Here is a 13,953-nt window from a genome sequence, read left to right as displayed (position 1 = left end):
GAGCATATGTTTAATTTGCCGGGCAACTGGATACAAAAAAACGGCCAAATACAAAAAATTAAACGGGTCAAGGTGCCCACGGTTTTGCAGATGGAGGCGGTGGAATGCGGCGCCGCTTCCCTGGCCATGGTTCTGGGGTATTACGGCAGGTTTGTTCCTCTAGAAGAATTGCGGCTGGAATGCGGGGTTTCCAGAGATGGCAGCAAGGCCAGCAATCTGTTAAAAGCAGCCCGCAGGTACGGGCTGAGCGCCGTAGGATATCGATTGGAGCCGGAAAGAGTAAAAAAGTTTCAGGGACCAATGATTATTTTCTGGAATTTTAATCACTTTTTGGTTCTGGAAGGTTTTAAAAAAGGATTTGTTTACTTAAATGATCCGGCTTCCGGGCCGCGAAGAGTGACCGGGGAGGAGTTTGACCAGTCTTTTACCGGTGTTGTGCTGACCTTTGAGCCCGGACCCGATTTCCAAAAGGGTGGGGAAAAAAGCAATATCATCCCGGCCCTGAAAAGCCGGCTCAGGGGTTTTCAGCTTTACTTGATTTACCTCGTGCTGGCCGGGTTCTTGATGGTGCTGCCCGGCCTGGTTATCCCGGTTTTTACCCGGATTTTCGTGGACAATATCCTGCTGCAGAACATGAAAAGCTGGGTGCCGCCCCTATTAATCGGGATGGGGCTGACAGCCGTACTGCGGCTCGGTCTGACCTGGCTGCAAAACTATTACCTGCTGCAAATGGAAACCAAACTGGCTTTAAGCACATCCGGCCAATTTTTCTGGCATGTGCTCCGCCTGCCCGTGCAGTTTTTCGCCCAGCGTTACAGTGGCGAAATTGGCGCCCGTGTGCAGATAAACGACCAGGTGGCGCAGTTTTTAGCGGGCAGGCTGGCCCCAACGGTGCTGGATTGTATGGTGATCATCTTTTATTTTGCATTAATGCTGCGTTATGATGTACTGCTGGCGCTGGTTGGTTTGTTTATAGCTTCTTTAAACATTTTCTATCTACAGTTTGTGGCCCGTAAAAGAAACGACCAGAATCAAAAGCTGCTGCAAGACCGCGGCAAGCTGTACGGAACCTCAATGGCCGGGCTGCAGATGATTGAAACGTTAAAAGCCGGCGGCAATGAGTCGGATTTTTTTGCCAAGTGGGCGGGTTACAAGGCCAAACTGGTAAACAGCGAACAGGAAATGGGGGTTTCCAACGGGTATCTGGCGGTGGTCCCCTTTTTTTTGGATAACCTGAATCTAATGGTTATACTTTCCATCGGCGGGCTCCACGTGATCAACGGCCAGCTTACCATCGGCATGCTGGTGGCCTTTCAAAGCCTGATGAGCAGTTTTCTGGAACCTGTACGCAGCCTGGTAAACATGGGGAGCACCCTGCAGGAAATGAAAGGAAATATTAACAGGGTGGAAGATGTGCTTCGTTATCCGGTGGATAGCCGTCTGGCCGACCTGGATTCGCCGGGAGGTTTGCCTGCCGGGCCCGTGAAGTTGAACGGTTACGTGGAGTTGAAAAATGTTACATTTGGGTATAGCCGGCTGGAGCCCCCGCTAATTGAGAATTTTAACCTTAAGATGAAGCCGGGTTCAAGGGTTGCCCTGGTGGGCGGGTCGGGCAGCGGCAAGTCGACCATAGCCAAACTGGTAGCGGGGTTGTACCGGCCCTGGTCGGGGGAAATCATTTTTGACGGTAAATCCCGCAGTGCTATTCCCAGGCTGTTGATCACCAATTCCCTGTCCGTGGTGGATCAGGATATTATACTCTTTGAAGGAACGGTGCGTGACAACCTCACCCTCTGGGACTCCACCATTGCCGAGGCCGATGTTATCCAGGCGGCCAGGGATGCCTGCATCCACCAGGATATCGCGGCCAGAGACGGCGGTTACGACCACTTGGTGGAAGAAGGCGGCCGCAATTTCAGCGGAGGACAGCAGCAGCGGATGGAGATAGCCCGTGCCCTGGCGGGCAAACCCTCCATACTGATTTTGGACGAAGCCACCAGCGCCCTGGACCCGGTAACTGAAAAAATAATCAACGACAATATACGGCGCCGGGGAGGCACATTGATGATTGTGGCCCACCGCCTGAGCACCATCCGGGATTGCGACGAGATTATCGTACTGGAAAAGGGCAAGGTAGTGCAGCGGGGAACGCATGAGCAGCTGAAGAACGTTAAAGGCCCCTATGCCGATTTAATCGGGTAAATAAGGAAAGGGGACACACCGATGTCAGTAATCAAAGAATTATTCATGCGTGAGGGGACAGTGTTGAATTTTGAAAACGCCCCTTCTTTCTTGCTGGACAATCCGGAGCATATCTGGCTGGTCTGTAAGGGCAGGGTGAATATCTTCTCTGTTCCGGTGGCTGGCGGCGAAGCAGCCGGCCAAAGATTGCACCTGTTTGATATTGAAGCCGGGCAGGCTTTGTTTGGTGCCAAGCCGGGTAACGGCCCGGAACTTGGGCTGCTGGCCGCGTGCAATCCGGATACTATTGTCATGAGAATGGAAAAGTCGCGGTTCCAGGAGATTGCGGAAAGCTGCGGGGAGCTGGTGGGCGCTTTGCTGGAAAGCTGGGTTGCCGGTTTTTCCGCAGGAATATGCAGGGAAATACCGCCGAAGAAGTACGAGATACTGCGGGCGGGCCAGACGGTTACGGTTTGGGAAGATTGCTTGCTCAAGCCGGAAGAAAAGGTGCTCTGGATCAAGTCCCGGGCCGGTGTTTTGCATTTCCTGGCCAACCCTGATTTGCCGGCGCTGGAAGGAGAAGTGTTTTTTCCGGTTGCGGCCAATGTCTGGGTTTCGGCGCAGGCGAACAGCAAGCTGTACGTGGCGGATACCGCCGGCTTTTTGAAAGAGGATGCCCAGTGGGCAGCATTGCGTCATTTTCATCGCCTGGCCCTGGAACTGATCCGCTGGCGGCGCGACAGGACCGAGGCCGAAGAGCGCCGGCGGCTGGTCAATAAAGAAACAAAAGACCGGGAATTTGTGCAAAAAGCCATGCATCAACTGACTTCAGTGGTGCAAACCGGGCGGGAAGAATTACCGGACGATGCCGGCGAAGCCCCTTTGCTTTGGGCTTGCCGGCGGGTGGGTGAAAGTATGGGCATTGCTGTTGCCGCACCCCCTCGCCGGGACGGCAGATCAGGAGATCCCCTGGAGGATATCGCCAGGGCGTCGCACATGCGTGTCCGCCGGGTGATCCTAAAAGGTGACTGGTGGCGACATGACAACGGCCCTTTTCTGGCCTACATGGAGGAAGACGGGCGACCGGTGGCCGTGATTCCTGTCCGGGAATGCTCCTATGAGGTTTATGATCCTTTGCATCAAACAAAATTGTCCCTGACCGATGCGCTGATCAGGTCCCTGAAGCCTTTTGCCTACGTTTTTTACCGGCCTCTCCCGGATCGTACTGTTTCGGTAAAAGATTTGCTGTCCCTGGGGCTGTCAGGCCGGTCTAAAAAAGATATAGCCATGATCATGCTCCTGGGGGTGGCCGGTGGGATATTGGGAATGCTGATCCCTGTAACTACGGGGATTTTGTTCGATAGCGTCATTCCGTCGGCGGATAGGGGCCAGCTCCTGCAAATATCAGCCTTTCTGCTGGCCGGAGCCGTAGCGGGCGCCGGCTTCCAGGCATCTCAATCCATCGCCATGCTGCGGCTGGCAGGTAAATTGGACGCCGGTCTGCAGAGCGCTATCTGGGACCGCCTGTTGAATATGCCGGTGCCTTTTTTCCAACGTTATTCGGCCGGTGACCTGGCTTCCAGGGCCAACAGCATCAGCGCTATCATTCTTACCCTTTCCGGCTCAAGTTTGGTGATAATTTTTTCCGGCTTTTTTTCATTTTTTAACCTGGGTTTATTGTTCTTCTATAATGCCGGGCTGGCCGGGGTAGCCGCGGGACTGGTGATTCTGTATCTGGCTCTTTTTCTGGCCGTGGGCTATTGGGGGGTCCGTTATGCCCGGAAACAGCTTGAGCTTGAAGGGAAAATATCCGGGTTGATATTGCAGGTACTGGGCGGCATCGCCAAGTTCCGGATCGCCGGAGCTGAAAACCGGGCCTTTTACCTGTGGTCCAAATCTTTCAGCGAACAGAGAAAGTTTTCCTATCAAGCCAGTACAACAGCCAATTATTTTGAGGTATTTAACGCGACTTACCCGCTTATGGCTTCAATCGTTATTTTCTCCATCATGGGGCTGGCCAGCGAAAGCATGATGTCGACCGGCCGGTTTTTGGCCTTCATTACGGCGTTTTCCGGATTTTTAGGCGCCATGGCAGGTGTAACTTCGACAATTATCTCATCTTTAAAGATTATTCCTCTTTACGAAAGGATTAAGCCGATTCTCGAGACTCCTCCGGAGGTGAATGAAGTCAGGGCGGACCCCGGCAGCCTTACGGGAGAGATCGAGATCAGCCGGCTCTTTTTCCGCTACCATGCCGGCGGCCCGGTGATTTTGCAGGATGTTTCAATGCATATTCGCCCCGGGGAATTTGTGGCCGTGGTCGGCTCTTCGGGAAGCGGCAAGTCTACCCTTTTACGATTGCTGCTGGGCTTTGAAACCTCGGAATCAGGCGCCGTATATTATAACGGGGAGGATTTGGCCGTTTTGGACGTGCAGTCTGTCCGCCGCCAGCTGGGCGTTGTGCTGCAAAACAGCCGGCTGCTGCCCGGGAGTATTTTCAGCAATATCGTCGGGTCTCTGCCCCTGACCATGGATGACGCCTGGGAGGCCGCAGCCATGGCCGGCCTGGCTGAGGATATCCAGCAGATGCCCATGGGCATGCACACGGTAATAGCAGAGGGAGCTTCCACCCTCTCGGGGGGGCAGCGGCAGAGACTTTTAATTGCCCGGGCCATTGTCAATCGTCCGCGCATTATCTTTTTTGACGAGGCTACCAGCGCCTTGGACAACCGGACCCAGGCCGTGGTCAGCCGGAGCCTGGAGGGTCTGAATGCAACGCGTGTTGTTATCGCCCACCGGCTCAGCACCATCATTAACGCAGACCGCATCTATGTTATGGACCAGGGAAGAATCGTACAGAGCGGTACTTATACTGAACTGATTAATCAAGAAGGTGTTTTTGCCGGGTTGGCAAAGCGGCAGCTGCTTTAGTAGAATGACCCACACCGGAGGCCGGATACAAGCAACGAGAGAATTTCTCTGGGTATGATCGATAAAAAAAGGGTTATTTTTTATTTGTTGCGAAATATAAAGAAGGAGCATAAATTATTATAATTTTAATCCTCCACATTTCACCAAGGAACTTGGGTTAACCCTTGGTGGGAAATTGTAACCCTTAATTACGGAGGCGAAATATAATGCCACATAAAATCTTGGCGGTAGATGATGACCCCAAGGTGCTAAAGATATTAAATCATACCTTAACCCGGGAAGGATTTCTTGTATCCTGTGCCTCAAACGGCTTCGAAGCTCTGGAGACAGCCAGGGAAAACAAGCCGGATCTGGTTTTATTAGATGTAATGATGCCGGGCATGGATGGTTTTGAAACACTGCGCAAGCTTAAAGAATTTTTGGATGTACCGGTAATAATACTGTCCGCCCGTGGCGACGAAATTGACAGGGTGGTTGGTTTTCGCATGGGGGTTGATGATTACCAGGTCAAACCTTTTAGTCCAATGGAACTGTCATTACGCGTAAAAGCTGTGTTAAGAAGAAGCGCTGTGTCTGATGTAAAAGATAAAAAAGTTTTGCAATACAGTCAAATAGTTATTGATTACAATAAGCGGATTGTGCAAAACGGGGAAAGAACGATAACCCTTACGCCCAAAGAATTTGAATTATTATGGTTGATGGCTTCCCATCCGAATCAGGTATTTACTAAAGCTCACTTGCTGGAGGTAATTTGGGAAAGTACATACGAAGGAGACGAAAATACGGTAAATGTTCATATTCGCAGGCTGCGGGAAAAAATAGAAGATATACCATCAAAACCAGTTTACATTAAAACGGTGTGGGGTACCGGTTATAAATTTGAACACCAGTAACATTATTTAATCATATAAAAGGGACAGGCTGTTGGTTAAAGCCTGTCCCTTCAAGCGCTATTAGTTGTTTTTCAGTTTTTTTATCGCCGCAACCATGTTCCGTCCTAACTGGCGTGCTGCCAAAACAGCGGCCTCATCTTCCATTGCGCTTTTGCGCCAGATTATTTTCCCGTCTTTGATATCGGCCAGTAAAGATCCGGCCACTCCGGAGGTCATAATCGGGTCTTCCTGGTTGCGGGAATCAACCAAATAAAGTCCCTGTGCGGTCAAGAAAAATTCCATAATGCGCAAAGTCGCTTCCTGACCGCCATTGCGCAGCCCGGCGTTGGTAACCGCACCGCCGACCTTCCCGGCCAGCAGGTTTTGAACCATGTGCAAGTAACGGGAACGGTCCATAAGATTCTTCATTAGCGTGCTGACATTGGACCAGTATACCGGGGAACCTAAAACGATACCGTCTGCTTCCAACAGCTTCTCACCTATACTGCCCATATCATCATCGGTGATTGAACACTGGGGTCTGCCCAGACATTTGTTACAGGAACGGCATAATTTAATATTATAATCAGATAATTCCAGCAACTCAGTAGAAGCGCCAAGCGCTGCCGCTTCTTCCAGCACCAGGTTAAGCAGATCCGCTGTATTTTTCCCTTTACGATGGCTTCCGTTGATCGCGAGTATTTTCATTTTTTGTACCTCCTTTAATTGACTGATAGTCTATATAACATAATATCACAATATTTAGTGGATATTTAAAAAAAATAGTCATCAAAAAATAACTGCATTATCAGGCAGATTGCCGCCTATTGCTTCATCCACTCAGCAAAAGGTTTAAAAATAGCTGCAACCAAATCGTTAGGGCTTGGTACATGCATACCGAGCGCTTGAGGTATGCTGAGCATCATGCCAATTAGAATCAAAATAGAGAAAACGATGAGTTCCCGCCACATTTTTTTATGCACCAGGGCAGGAACTTCTATCCAGATAATGATTGAAAATACAAATAAGATACCTAAAATAACCATGGCTACTCACTCCGGCAGCTACTGTTTTTAGTGTGCTTTTCTAATGAGCTTGTTGGTGTTGAGACCTGTACGTCTTATGGTGGCTTTGGCTTGAATATTAACTTCGGCTGTGGCAAAGATCTCATTCCACTGGCTTTTTATGACTGCCCAGTCTTTTTTATATTTTCTGTGAAAGGCTTGTCCGAAGGAAAAGATATCAACGCCATACACGTGCTGGGCCTTATCCAACGTTTCTCTGGCCCTTAAGTCTATTTGGTCGGCTACTTCTTTTTCAATAGCCTGGTAGTATTTGGCATCGGTTAGTTTTTCATTGGATTGCTGCTCCAGTAATTCTCCTTCCATGGTGAATTTGACATCGAACCAAACATTTTTCCCATCATAAAATGGCTCAACTTCAGTTTTGCCTTGATTAATGCGTACAGAAATATGCTTATGGGGCTCAGTTATAGAATTAACCGTTATTTCACCCTGTTTTATTTCATTTCTCAGCCACAGGAGGCCCCTGGTTTCCATCAAGTCAAGCCATCCTACCAGCTTATCGTTTTTAAACACACCTGTTCCGATGACGGTGACTTCCGCGTGGACTTTGGTGACTTTCGGGTTTTCCCCATCGGCTCCCGGGATATTTTCCAGCATGCCCGACCCCTGTGGATTTCCGGAAGGAGTCAGCTCTAGCCGGGGAATGACCGGGTTAGTGCCGTAACTGGCCAGTGCCATAGTTAAATCTTTTATCATTATTGGAATTCCAATACCTGCCCGGGCCATATCCCCTGCGCTTTGGGCAGAGGTGTTTTCCAACTGCGAGTGACTATTGATAATGTCCGACGCCTTCCCTGCGGTAATAAAAACCCAGGTGGTCTCCCTGACCGCCGGAGAACGGTTGAAAAAGTCTATAGCCTGACTCAAACCTTCCCTGGCCAGTTGTTCCCCCAAAATCAGGATTACGTCGTGGCCCCAGTAAAGCCTGCGGGAAACCTTTGTTTCCAGGTTTCTCTGGGCATCCATAACTGTCTCACCGGAACGTGAAACGATCCAGGTGTTATTGCTTGGACCGCCGGATGAATTCTGCGATCCGCTGCTGAAAGCCTTGGGTCTGGCAATTTGTAGGGTTAGCAGGATGCTGCCGTTGGGTGCGCGGTCAATGCCGGCCGCCAGTACTATGGCCAGCTGACCAAGCTCTTTGCGGCTCCAGCATCCCCCCAGGGGTAAGGCCAGGCATATAGCCAAGCAAAGGCTAATTATTTTTTTGATCACCGGATGATCCCTCTTTACTTCGGATAAGTGCTATGAAAAACAAAGTGAGCATTAATCCCAATTCGAAAATTAAGCCATAAAAGGGCCAGTAATAAGCGATATAATCAAACGCCATAATTGTGTTGGGAGCAAAATTTATTGACAGCGCCAATAGAATTAACCCTACCGGCAGCACCAACGGGCGGTAATCTTTGAGCTTAAATAGCTGAGCTGTGCCTAAAACTATAATATAGTAAAAGCAAGCTATTTTAATTACGCCTCCGCTTACCCAGATCGCCATTAAGACGGGTTCCGGCCGGTCTATAACTGTATCGATCTTAATCACCCTGGCTACATTTAAAACAGGGTATAGCATTGAAGATACGGTGGAGCCGAAGACAGCCAAGCTGGTAGCAATTAGCAGTAAAAAAATTACGCCGATCAGTGCTAGTGAGATATAAGCGATTTTAGCTGCTTCTTTTGGTTTAGACAGGTAAGGGATAATCATAGCGAAGGCTATGATTTCTCCATGCCAGGTAAGCGGTGCTAAAGTTCCTTTAAATATCTGCAGCGGACTTGAATCAAAAACCGGTAGAAATCTTTCTATTTTCATCTCCGGTATTACAAATACAAGGATCAGGGGCAGCGATAAAACCAGCCAGGGGAAAAATATCTGGTTGGTTCTGGCCAGTACCTCCAAACCAAATTTGATAATATAAGCAGCAATAATTAATGGCACTATAAAAAAAACAACCGTTGGTGTTTCAGGCATAAACACGTCGGCAATAAACCCTCCGTATTCCGTGATTATTCCGGAACAAATATGGAAGAAGTAAAATAAATACAAAAAACCTAACATTTTTCCCGGCCATATCCCGATTATTTTTTCAATGTATTCAATTAAAGTTAGGCCGGGAAATAAAGAACCAAGCTTAACTGTCAGCCAGGCTGTTGGGTAGCTTAATAACGTTGCAATTAGTGACGACAACCACGCATCTTTTCCCGCCTGGCCTGCGACCAGGGCGGGAAAACCTAGAAACGTGGTAGCTATAATAAAGGTCGTTATTAAATAAAATGCCTGCTTGCTGCTGATTTTACCTTGCTCCAACTTACATTACTCACCGCTTCATTAGTTTTTGGTCCTGGGAGGTTTCGGCTCCATTCCTGCCGCCTCTCGCACAGTATCGTTTTGGGCAATAAGATGAGGTCGTTTATGCATTGCCCACCAGGGTGCCCGCACCAGCGAATCCTTCAGGTCTTCCGTAACTATTGGGGCAATAGGGTCAAGGTACGGTACCCCGAAAGAGCGTATGCTTGCCATGTGTATCACAATTAAAATGACCCCGGATATTAACCCAAACAAGCCAAGGGTTGCAGCAAGAAACATCAGGGGAAACCTCAGGAGGCGCAAGGTTATGCTGCCGCTGTAATAGGTTGTAAATGAAGCCATGGCGGTAAGGGCAACCACGATGATGGTCGCCCCGGCCACCAGTCCCGCCTCGACCGCGGCCTGACCGATAATTAATGCGGCCACGATGCTTACCGCCTGGCCCACGGGCCTCGGCAGCCTAATACCTGACTCCCGGATGATTTCAAAAGCGATTTCCATGAATAGCGCTTCTACAAAAACGGGAAACGGTACAGCTTCGCGCTGGGCTGCAATGCTGAGCAGCAGCGGGGTGGGTAGCATCTCCTGGTGAAAGGAAACTATTGCCACATAAAATGAAGGTAAGGTTAAAGCGATCACCAGGCTGGCCAGGCGCAAAAACCTGACCGCGGATGCAAAAAAGTAATTTTCGTAATAATCGTCCGGTGTCTGAATGGATTCAATAAAATAAAAAGGCATCGTTAGTACCACCGGAGTGCCGTCCACAATTATAGCCACGCGACCTTCCAGTAAGCTGGCAGCTACCCGGTCAGGCCGGTCGGTATGGGCAATGGTGGGAAAAATGGAAAATGGTTCATCGCGGATTAGCTCCTCAATATAGCCCGATTCCAAAATCCCGTCAATTTTAATTCGGGATAATCTTTTTTTAACTTCTTGAACCAGTTTTTCGTTAACAATGCCCTTAATATAAAGCACAGCTATATGTGTTTTAGTTACTTTTCCCAATAAGATAGATTCAATCTTTAGATCAGGAGATACTATTTTGCGCCTGATCATCGAGGTATTGATCCGGAGCGTTTCCACAAACGATTCCCGGGGACCTCTGACCACCATTTCAGTTTTGGAGTCTTCAATGGCGCGAGTATGCCAGCCTTTGCTGCTGTTGATCAGTGCGGCGGCGTGGCTATCCACCAACAAAACGGTGTCACCGTAAAGCACAGCGTTTAAAATTTCGTCTAGATCGCTGCTTTCTTTAACTTGCTGGGTACAAAGCCCTTTCATTTTAATAAAATGTAAAGCATTTGCTTTGGTTATATCGCTGCTGCCCGATGTCATGGGCACTTCCAGGGCCAGGGCCTTCATTATCTGCTCACCCACCTGGTTTTTATCGACCATGCCTTCAGTATAAATCAGGGCCAACTTGATTTCTTCCTTCTGGGCAAAGATGAATTCCCTGATTACCACATCGCTGCAATCTTTAAATATATTTCTAAAAATCTCCAGGTTAATTTCTATACTGCTGCTTAGCAACCGGTTATTGGAACTGGTTTGTGCTGGAGCTTTTTGTTGTGCCGTGGAGTTTTGTTCTTTTGGATTTTTAGTTCTTGTGCGCGCAGGACGTCTTGTTCTCTTAAAGAAAGCCATTCGTTATGCCCCCGGAATTAAGTATTCAGGAGTCAGGAGTCAGAATTCAGAATATATCACCATGCTGTTAACGCAGCATCAGAAGAGGATGAAAAAGGTTGTAGGGGCGGACGACCCTGTCCGCCCGTTATCAATAATCTGCTAACCCTCTTACAAAATGTATTATCGGTTTACTTATTCTGACTACTGACTCCTGACTTCTGACTCCTGCTAAGTTTATTGTGTGCAGATGGTGGTCATTTATGTAATATTTTCATGCGCTGTATTTAAGTTTGGCAGCTGTTAAAGTGTACATATTTATTGCGCCCGGGGGAAAGATGTTTTTGGGTGTTTATAATGCGTAATTTAAAACAGTTTCGATGCTTTAGAGCGGGCGGGGGCTTATTGGAAAAGGATGCTGCCAAAAAGAAAAAACGTCTCCCCCTAATCTGGTTGGGCACAAATACCTGTGACGGGGACAGCATTTCTTTTCTCAATTCTCTGGACCCCAACTTTATGGAGATTATAACCGAATTGTTTGATTTCCGTTATATGCATTTTGTTATGGCTGCCCAGGGGGACATGTCCACCAGGGTACTGGATAATACACTGGCCAATGACATGGGGAATTTTATCCTGGTTGTTGAAGGCACAGTTCCAACCAGAAACAATGGCTTATATTGCGTAATTGGAGCCCGTGGCGGAAAGCCTCTGACAGCTTTGCAAGCGGTTCAGGAGTTGGGTGCGGCCGCACGTTACGTAGTGGCGGCAGGCACCTGCGCTGCTTTTGGCGGACCGTATGCAGCCTATCCCAACCCCTCCGAAAGCAAATCTGTTCCAAAAGTGCTGGACCGGCCGGTTATCAATGTGCCGGGGTGTCCGGTTCACCCCGCCTGGATTGCCGGCACTCTAGTACACTTAGCCTGGTATGGTGAGCCTGAGCTTGATGATTTTCGCCGCCCCCTGATCTTTTTCGGTGAAACCATCCATAACATGTGCCAGAGGAGACATTATTTTGACAGCGGCATCTTCGCGTCCCGGCCGGGAGAACCCTGGTGTACCTACATGATAGGCTGCAAAGGGCCTGTAACCTTTGCCGACTGCCCCAACCGGCAGTGGAACAGTGATCATGTCAGCTGGCCTGTTAAAGCTGGAACGCCTTGTATTGGCTGTGTTAACCCGGGGTTTCCTGATCAAGATATGCCGTTTTTCAAGCATTTGCCGGATGTTTATTTGCCCGGGATAAACGTTAACGCCAACCGTATCGGTGCAATTGCCGCAGCTGTAACTACTTTGGGAATAGGCGGGCATTTTACGGCCGGGGTGTTAAAGGGGAGAATGGCAAAAAAAATCAAGAAAGCGCTGTATCCATCAGGAACCGGGCTTATGTTTTTAGAAACCACCCCTGCCGCGGAATTATTCTCCCGGCTGAGAAAAACCTTTGCACAGAAAATTAAGGAATGAATGTGATGAAAAAGATAGTCATTAATCCTGTTACCAGAGCCAACAGCCCCTTTGTGGTTGAAGCTACAGTTGCTAATGGCCGGGTGGTGGAGGCCAGGTGCAAATGTGAAACCTTTCGTGGTTTCGAGATGATTTTGCAGGGCAGGGATCCCAGGGATGCCAGCTATTTGACCGAACGGGTCTGCGGCATTTGCTCCGCCGCCCACGGTACTGCTGCTGCCTTTGCCCTGGAAGATGCTGCCGGCATCAGGCCGCCCCATAACGGTAATGTACTGCGCAATCTGATATTGGGTGCCGATTTGCTGCAAAACCATATCAGGCATTTCTACCTGCTTGGTTTGCCTGATTTTGTACGGGGACCTGATCTACCGCCTTTTGTTCCCTGCTATCAGCGGGACATGCGGCTCTCAGACAGGGTTAATCAAGAAATGCTGAACAATTATTATGAGGCTTTTGACATAGCCAGGCTGGCCCATGAGCTGGAGGCATTACTGGGAGCCAAGGCACCGTTTCCCCATAGTATTTTGGCCGGGGGGAGCACGGTTGCGCCATCGGCCGATGTGGTTATGGAATTTAAATATAAGCTGCAAAAAATCAATAATTTTATTAATAACAATATGGTTATGGACGCTGAAAGATTGGCGGAAGCCTATGCCGATTATTACGAAATCGGCCGGCGCAAAGCTGATCTGCTGGTTTTTGGCATGTTTCCCAAAGATGAGCAGGATCTGGAAAGGTATTTCCCCTTTGGCTATGTCCAGGATGGCCTGATTCGAAACGTTAAAATTGAGGCGATTAAGGAAGACATTAGTAATTCCTGGTACATCGGAAAGAAAAGACTGCAAGACCCGGCCGTAGACTGCGCGGAGCCCGACCGGGATAAAGATGGTGCTTATTCCTGGGTCAAAGCGCCCCGTTATAACGGCAGGGCGGTTGAGGGAGGGCCTTTGGCCAGGCTCTGGGTTTCCGGTGACTACCGCAGGGGTATTTCTGCAATGGACCGGATAATGGCCAGGGTTAGGGAAACTTGTATAGTCGGCAGTTTAATGGATAGCTGGCTGGAAGAGCTGCGCCCCGGCGAACCGGTTTATAATTCATTTCAGATACCTGAAAAAGCTGTGGGAGTGGGCCTTACGGGAGCCTTTCGGGGTCCGCTGGGGCACTGGCTGAGAATTGAAAAAGGCAGGATTGCCCATTACCAAATCATTACTCCCACTGCCTGGAATATGTCACCGCGGGATGCCCAGGGCCAACCTGGCCCCATGGAAGAGGCACTGCTTGACACGCCCGTGGCGGATGAGAGCGAGCCTATTGAAATAAACAGGGTTATTCGCTCCTTTGACCCCTGTGCCTCTTGTTCCACCCATGTGATAGTTCCGGGCCGGCCAATGAAAGAGTTTATTGTATCTGCATAACATATGCAAAACCCCCCTGGTACAATTTACAACACTAAAATCAGCGCTGGTCAGCAATAATATTAAAACCGGGGGGTGAC

The 13,953-nt window shown here is 49.1% G+C and carries 10 protein-coding genes; 5 read left to right on the top strand and 5 right to left on the bottom strand.

The window, feature by feature from the left end:
- The first annotated feature begins 6 nt into the window (after nucleotides 1–6).
- The 3 genes from BM056_RS19365 to BM056_RS19355 all read left to right on the top strand — a co-directional run bounded on the left by BM056_RS19365 (nucleotide 7) and on the right by BM056_RS19355 (nucleotide 6,005).
- On the top strand, nucleotides 7–2,202 hold the full coding sequence (locus BM056_RS19365; RefSeq protein WP_174549983.1) for an NHLP family bacteriocin export ABC transporter peptidase/permease/ATPase subunit: 2,196 nt from the start codon (nucleotides 7–9) through the stop codon (nucleotides 2,200–2,202).
- 21 nt (nucleotides 2,203–2,223) lie between these two features.
- Nucleotides 2,224–5,112 carry an NHLP bacteriocin export ABC transporter permease/ATPase subunit gene (locus tag BM056_RS19360; RefSeq protein WP_092473536.1) on the top strand — a complete coding sequence of 963 codons (2,889 nt, stop codon included), beginning with the start codon at nucleotides 2,224–2,226 and terminating at the stop codon, nucleotides 5,110–5,112.
- A gap of 206 nt (nucleotides 5,113–5,318) precedes the next feature.
- A complete protein-coding gene (locus BM056_RS19355) occupies nucleotides 5,319–6,005 on the top strand; it encodes a response regulator transcription factor (RefSeq protein ID WP_092473534.1) in 687 nt (228 codons plus the stop codon).
- A gap of 60 nt (nucleotides 6,006–6,065) precedes the next feature.
- Here BM056_RS19355 and BM056_RS19350 read toward each other — a convergent pair whose 3' ends face one another.
- The 5 genes from BM056_RS19350 to BM056_RS19330 all read right to left on the bottom strand — a co-directional run bounded on the left by BM056_RS19350 (nucleotide 6,066) and on the right by BM056_RS19330 (nucleotide 11,015).
- Entirely contained in the window at nucleotides 6,066–6,692 is a 627-nt protein-coding gene (locus tag BM056_RS19350) for a flavodoxin family protein (protein ID WP_092473532.1), read from the bottom strand.
- Between the two features lie 116 nt (nucleotides 6,693–6,808).
- On the bottom strand, nucleotides 6,809–7,030 hold the full coding sequence (locus BM056_RS19345; RefSeq protein ID WP_092473530.1) for a hypothetical protein: 222 nt from the start codon (nucleotides 7,028–7,030) through the stop codon (nucleotides 6,809–6,811).
- A 27-nt stretch (nucleotides 7,031–7,057) separates the two neighbouring features.
- Complete coding sequence (locus BM056_RS19340) at nucleotides 7,058–8,284, bottom strand: Ger(x)C family spore germination protein (RefSeq protein ID WP_092473527.1); 1,227 nt, start codon at nucleotides 8,282–8,284, stop codon at nucleotides 7,058–7,060.
- A complete protein-coding gene (locus BM056_RS19335) occupies nucleotides 8,265–9,371 on the bottom strand; it encodes a GerAB/ArcD/ProY family transporter (RefSeq protein WP_092473526.1) in 1,107 nt (368 codons plus the stop codon). Before BM056_RS19335 ends, BM056_RS19340 begins: the two co-directional genes overlap by 20 nt.
- Nucleotides 9,372–9,392: 21 nt before the next feature.
- The gene (locus BM056_RS19330; protein ID WP_092473525.1) at nucleotides 9,393–11,015 is read right to left on the bottom strand and encodes a spore germination protein; all 1,623 of its coding nucleotides are present in this window, start codon (nucleotides 11,013–11,015) and stop codon (nucleotides 9,393–9,395) included.
- Nucleotides 11,016–11,351: 336 nt separating this feature from the next.
- Here BM056_RS19330 and BM056_RS19325 point away from each other — a divergent pair, with 336 nt between their 5' ends.
- Together BM056_RS19325 and BM056_RS19320 are read left to right on the top strand one after the other, a co-directional pair.
- Nucleotides 11,352–12,458: a hydrogenase small subunit gene (locus BM056_RS19325; protein WP_092473674.1), complete on the top strand. Its 1,107-nt coding sequence runs from the start codon at nucleotides 11,352–11,354 to the stop codon at nucleotides 12,456–12,458.
- A complete protein-coding gene (locus BM056_RS19320) occupies nucleotides 12,455–13,873 on the top strand; it encodes a nickel-dependent hydrogenase large subunit (protein WP_337833531.1) in 1,419 nt (472 codons plus the stop codon). The genes BM056_RS19325 and BM056_RS19320 overlap by 4 nt, the downstream gene beginning before the upstream one ends.
- Nucleotides 13,874–13,953 lie beyond the last annotated feature (80 nt).

The sequence above is a fragment of the Desulfotruncus arcticus DSM 17038 genome (assembly GCF_900113335.1).
Classification (GTDB): Bacteria; Bacillota; Desulfotomaculia; order Desulfotomaculales; family Desulfallaceae; genus Desulfotruncus; species Desulfotruncus arcticus.
The sequence above is the reverse complement of the archived record's forward strand: the minus strand, read 5'-3'. Positions and strand labels throughout refer to the sequence as shown.

What these genes read in the sequence shown, in the direction of transcription:
- BM056_RS19365 (WP_174549983.1), top strand. Translation starts at nt 7, where the DNA reads ATGTTTAATTTGCCGGGCAACTGGATACAAAAAAACGGCCAAATACAA.
- BM056_RS19360 (WP_092473536.1), top strand. Translation starts at nt 2,224, where the DNA reads ATGTCAGTAATCAAAGAATTATTCATGCGTGAGGGGACAGTGTTGAAT.
- BM056_RS19355 (WP_092473534.1), top strand. Translation starts at nt 5,319, where the DNA reads ATGCCACATAAAATCTTGGCGGTAGATGATGACCCCAAGGTGCTAAAG.
- BM056_RS19350 (WP_092473532.1), bottom strand. Translation starts at nt 6,692, where the DNA reads ATGAAAATACTCGCGATCAACGGAAGCCATCGTAAAGGGAAAAATACA.
- BM056_RS19345 (WP_092473530.1), bottom strand. Translation starts at nt 7,030, where the DNA reads ATGGTTATTTTAGGTATCTTATTTGTATTTTCAATCATTATCTGGATA.
- BM056_RS19330 (WP_092473525.1), bottom strand. Translation starts at nt 11,015, where the DNA reads ATGGCTTTCTTTAAGAGAACAAGACGTCCTGCGCGCACAAGAACTAAA.
- BM056_RS19325 (WP_092473674.1), top strand. Translation starts at nt 11,352, where the DNA reads ATGCGTAATTTAAAACAGTTTCGATGCTTTAGAGCGGGCGGGGGCTTA.
- BM056_RS19320 (WP_337833531.1), top strand. Translation starts at nt 12,455, where the DNA reads ATGAATGTGATGAAAAAGATAGTCATTAATCCTGTTACCAGAGCCAAC.